The sequence below is a fragment of the Pseudonocardia sp. genome (assembly GCF_025965585.1).
Classification (GTDB): domain Bacteria; phylum Actinomycetota; class Actinomycetes; order Mycobacteriales; family Pseudonocardiaceae; genus Pseudonocardia.
Window position 1 is genome coordinate 1 of the sequence record NZ_JAOPWR010000222.1, and the last position, 4,184, is coordinate 4,184.

General features: G+C 74.3%; 4 protein-coding genes and 1 pseudogene. 3 read left to right on the forward strand and 2 right to left on the reverse strand.

Annotation, left to right across the window (positions count from 1 at the left end):
• Positions 1–485 precede the first annotated feature (485 nt).
• Positions 486–875: a hypothetical protein gene (locus tag JWR81_RS14355; protein WP_297651545.1), complete on the forward strand. Its 390-nt coding sequence runs from the start codon at positions 486–488 to the stop codon at positions 873–875.
• Positions 876–904: 29 nt separating this feature from the next.
• Here the strand turns inward: JWR81_RS14355 and JWR81_RS14360 are convergent, their stop codons facing one another.
• Together JWR81_RS14360 and surE are read right to left on the reverse strand one after the other, a co-directional pair.
• Positions 905–1,081, reverse strand: a complete 177-nt coding sequence (locus JWR81_RS14360; protein ID WP_297651547.1) for a hypothetical protein — start codon at positions 1,079–1,081, stop codon at positions 905–907.
• A gap of 60 nt (positions 1,082–1,141) precedes the next feature.
• Positions 1,142–1,936, reverse strand: a complete 795-nt coding sequence (surE, locus tag JWR81_RS14365) for a 5'/3'-nucleotidase SurE (protein ID WP_297651549.1) — start codon at positions 1,934–1,936, stop codon at positions 1,142–1,144.
• Between the two features lie 207 nt (positions 1,937–2,143).
• Between surE and JWR81_RS14370 the strand changes: the two genes are divergently transcribed.
• Complete coding sequence (locus JWR81_RS14370; protein WP_297651552.1) at positions 2,144–3,463, forward strand: alpha/beta hydrolase-fold protein; 1,320 nt, start codon at positions 2,144–2,146, stop codon at positions 3,461–3,463.
• A gap of 181 nt (positions 3,464–3,644) precedes the next feature.
• A pseudogene (locus tag JWR81_RS14375) lies at positions 3,645–4,184 on the forward strand (aldose epimerase); the annotation flags it as partial.

The following is a 4,184-nucleotide window of genomic DNA, read 5'->3' on the forward strand; positions in this document are numbered from 1 at the left end:
TCGGCGAGGGCACCAGCGAGGTCCAGAAGATGCTGATCGCGCGGCAACTGGGCCTCTGAGAGTGCATCCATCGAACGTGAGATCGCGGTGGAGCAGGTGCCACCTGGCCGGGTGACGCCATCGTTCATCGGGCTCGGTGGACCGGAGGACGGTCGCCGGCACGATCGACCACCGCGGAGCTCCCGGCCGCGCGCCCGCTGCAGGCGGTGCACGTCGGCGGGGGCGGCTTCACGATGCCGCGTTGGCTCGCCGCCACGCCGCCGGGGAGCACGTCGACGGTGTCGGAGGTGGACGCCGGCGTGGTGGAGCTCGGGCGCCGCGAGCTCGCGGGGGAGGGGGGTGGACGCCAACCCCGGGCTCGACGTCCGCATCGGCGACGCGCACGCTCGCGCGGGACGCCGCCGTGCTCACCGACGACCGGGCGCCCGTCGATCAGCTGCTCTCCTGATCGCGGTACGGTCGCCCGCAATCGACGGAGGTGGGCAGTGGCCGGCTGGGACGACCTGATGTCCTTCGTGCGGGTGCGCTACGAGATCATGCGCCAGCGCGAGCACGAGCTGTGGTTCGACCTGCCCACCACGGGCGAGCGCACGCAGATCGTGGTGGTCCGCCTGGTCACGGGCGAGGACGGGCGCCCGTGGGCGCAGATCACCTCACCGGTGGGCCGCATCGGCCAGCTGGACCTCGAGCGCACGCTCGCGCTCGCGGCCGAGCCGGTCAGCGGTGGCGTCGTGTCCGAGAACGGGCTCGTGCTCTTCCGGCACGCGATCCCGCTGGGCGACACCGCGCTCGACGGCTTCGACCGGTCGTTCCGGCTCGTGGTGGACGTGGCCGACCGGCTCGAGCTGGAGCTGACGGGCGCCGATGAGCACTGAGTGCGACGGGGCCCGCCGGTCACATGGCGTCAGCTGAACTGCGGCGTCAGGTCCAGCGCCTGGTCCACGAGAACGCGCAGCCGCGCGAGCAACTGATCGGCTTCGGCCCAGGTCAGAGCGCCAGAGCGCACTCCGGACCGGATCTCGTCCGCCACTGTACGGGCGAACTGGGTGGACCACTCGGCACGGGTCTCGCCATCACGCATTGTGAGATCTTGCCCTGTGTCTCCGATCCGTCACATCCGGGGGCACAGGAGCACCACTTGTCACACAGCTGACATGCGCAGGACATCCAGGACACCGGGGCGGGCCGCCACCGACTCGAGCACGGTGAGCGTCGGGTGACCCTCGGCGAGCAGCGCGAGATCGGTGCCGGGGGCGGGCGCTGCCTCCAACTCGGCGAGCGACGAGTGCAGGCCGTCGCCGTCGTCGCCGCTGCGGTGCTCCGTCTGCACCTGCACCGCCCCGAGCGCGGCCAGCTGCGCCTCGCGCAGCTCGCCGATCTCCTCGACGGGGCGGTCGGGCACGTTCAGCGACAGCACGGTGCCCTCCGGCCCGGCCAGCAGCAGGTCGAGAATGCCGGGAAGCACGTGCAGCGCGGTCTCCCAGTGCGGCTGCTCCGGCGGCCCCAAGCCGGTGTCGAGCGAGACCGCGAGCGCCCGTACGCCGTGCAGCGACGCGGCGAGCGCGGCGCCGACGGTGCCCGAGTGCAGCACCATCCGGCCGACGTTCGCGCCGAGGTTGATCCCCGAGAGCACGACGTCGGGCGTGGGGTCGAGCCAGCCACGGATCGCCGCGTGCACGATGAACGCCGGGTGCCCCTCCACGGCGTAGGCCGGGATCCCCGGCAGCGCGGCGATCTCCCGCGGGTGCACGCGGGTGCGGTTGCCGTCGCGGACGGAGACGACCGAGCCGCCCACCCCGCTGGCGTCCACGTGCGGTGCCGCCACCACCACCTCGAACCCGGCGTCCCGGGCGCCCGCGGCCAGGGCCCAGAGCCCGGGTGAGTCGATGCCGTCGTCGTTGGTGATCAGGGCGCGCAGATGCCGGGAGGAGGACACGATCTCAACCGTAGGTGTTGCGCGGCGCCCGTCGGTGGGACGACGGTCACGTATGGCGGTCGAACGCCTGCACCACGTCGTCGCCGGCCCGAGGGCAGTCCGTTCTGCCCGACCCACCGGCCGCGCCGATCCCGCCGGTGCCTCCGCCGCCGGCGTGGCCTCACAGCGGCGCTAGTCTCCGCTCGCCGCTCCACCGTCGGAGGTCTCGTGTTCGCCTCGCCCCTGCTGGACGCCCCGTTGATCGCCGGGCTGCTGCCCACCATGATCTCGGCGGCCGGCTCGGCCGGTGCGGTGTTCCTCCTGGCCCGGTCGGGACGGGTGTGGTGGATGCGCAGCGTGCCGGTCGCGCTCGCCGTCGGGGTGGCGCTCGCGGCCGTCGCCGAGCTGGTCGTCGTGGTCGTGCGGCCGTTCCCCGACCTGCTGCCGTTGCGGATGCTGGCCTGGATCGCCGTGGCCGCCACGGGCACCGCGCTCGCGTGGGCGCATCGCCGCGCCGCGGTGTGGCGGCGGGTCGTCGCGGTGGTGGCGCTGCTCGCTGTCGTCGCGACGTGCGCGGTGAAGGCCAACTCGTTCTACGGCTACCGCCCGACGCTCGCCACCGCCCTCGGGCTGCCCGCCCACGACGAGATCGTGCTGGCCACGCTGCCCCGCATCATGCCGCTGGTGGTGGCTCCGCCCGGGGTGCCGCTCGCCCGGGTCTGGCACGTCCCGCCCGGCATGCCCCGCACCGGGCGCATCGCCCACGCCTACATCCCCGGCCGGCGCTCGCACTTCCCGACGCGCGCCGCCTGGCTGTACCTGCCCCCGGCCTACCTCGGGTCGCGACGCGCTCAGCTGCCCGTGCTCGTGCTCGTCCCGGGGCAGCCCGGCGGGCCCGACGACTGGCTGCTCGCCGGCAGACTCGCCGCAGTCGTCGACGCGTTCGCGGCCGCCCACGACGGCCTCGCACCGGTGGTGGTCGTGCCCGACGTCACCGGCTCGCCGTTCGGCAACCCGCTGTGCCTCGACTCCCGGCTGGGCGCCGCCGAGACCTACCTCGCCGACGACGTGCCCGCATGGGTCGCGACGCACCTGCAGGTCGCGCCCGGGCCGCTCGCGATCGGCGGCTTCTCCTTCGGCGGCACCTGCGCGTTGCAGCTCGCGGTGCGCAGGCCGGAGGTCTACCCGACGTTCCTCGACATCTCCGGGCAGTCGGAGCCGTCGCTCGGCGACCACGCGCAGACCGTGCAGGCGACCTACGACGGCGACGAGGACGCGTTCCGCCGTGTCGACCCCCTCGACGAGCTGGCGCACCGCCGGTTCCCGCGCAGCGCCGGGCTGCTGGCCGTCGGCCGCGACGACCCCGACTTCCGGCCCCAGGCCGAGCAGGTCGCGGCGGCCGCACAGGCGGCGGGCATGACCGTCACGCTCGACGAGCTGCCGGGTGGGCACTCCTGGAGCATGGCGGCTGACGAGCTCGGGCGGGCCCTGCCGTGGATCGGGGTGCGCACCGGCCTGCTGGTTTCCGCCGGGCCGCCGCCGTCTTAGGCCGTCTCCCGCGGATCATCCAGCCGGTGTGCCTCGCCCGAGGCGGGCGCCCCGCGGCGTTCTCGTCGGCACCGATACGACAGCGGTATCGGTGCCTCCCATCACATGACCCGATGCCGGCGCCACCTGGAACTCCGCGCCCTCGGCACCGACCCACGGGACACGGCCTAGTCTCCGGACCGTGCCTGCACCCATGCCGCCGACGGGCGAGCAGTTCGAGATCGTCTCCGGCGACGTCCGCGCCGTCGTCACCGAGGTGGGCGCCGGGCTGCGCTCGTTCACCCGCGCCGGCGTCCCGTACGTCGAGACGTTCGACGAGGACAGCCGTCCCCCGCGCGGGGCGGGCGCGATCCTCGTGCCGTGGCCCAACCGCACCGCCCGTGGCCGCTGGACATGGAACGGCACCGAGCAGCAGCTCGCGCTGAGTGAGCCTGCCGCGGGCAACGCCATCCACGGCCTGCTCCGCCACGTCCTGTACCGGGCGGGTGAGCGCAGCGCCGACGCGATCACGCTGCACGCCGTGGTGCCGCCGCAGCCGGGCTGGCCGATGGCACTGGACACCAGCGTCCGCTTCGCGGTCGGCGGAGACGGGCTGACCGTCACCCACACCGTCCGCAACGTCGGCACGGCGGCGGTGCCGTTCGGGGTCGGCGCGCACCCGTACCTGCGCGCGGGCGACACGCCCACCGACGACTGCGTGCTGACCCTCGCCGCCGCGTCG

Bases quoted from the DNA above. Each gene is read 5' to 3' on its own strand.
- JWR81_RS14360 (WP_297651547.1), bottom strand. From the start codon at position 1,081: ATGCGTGATGGCGAGACCCGTGCCGAGTGGTCCACCCAGTTCGCCCGT.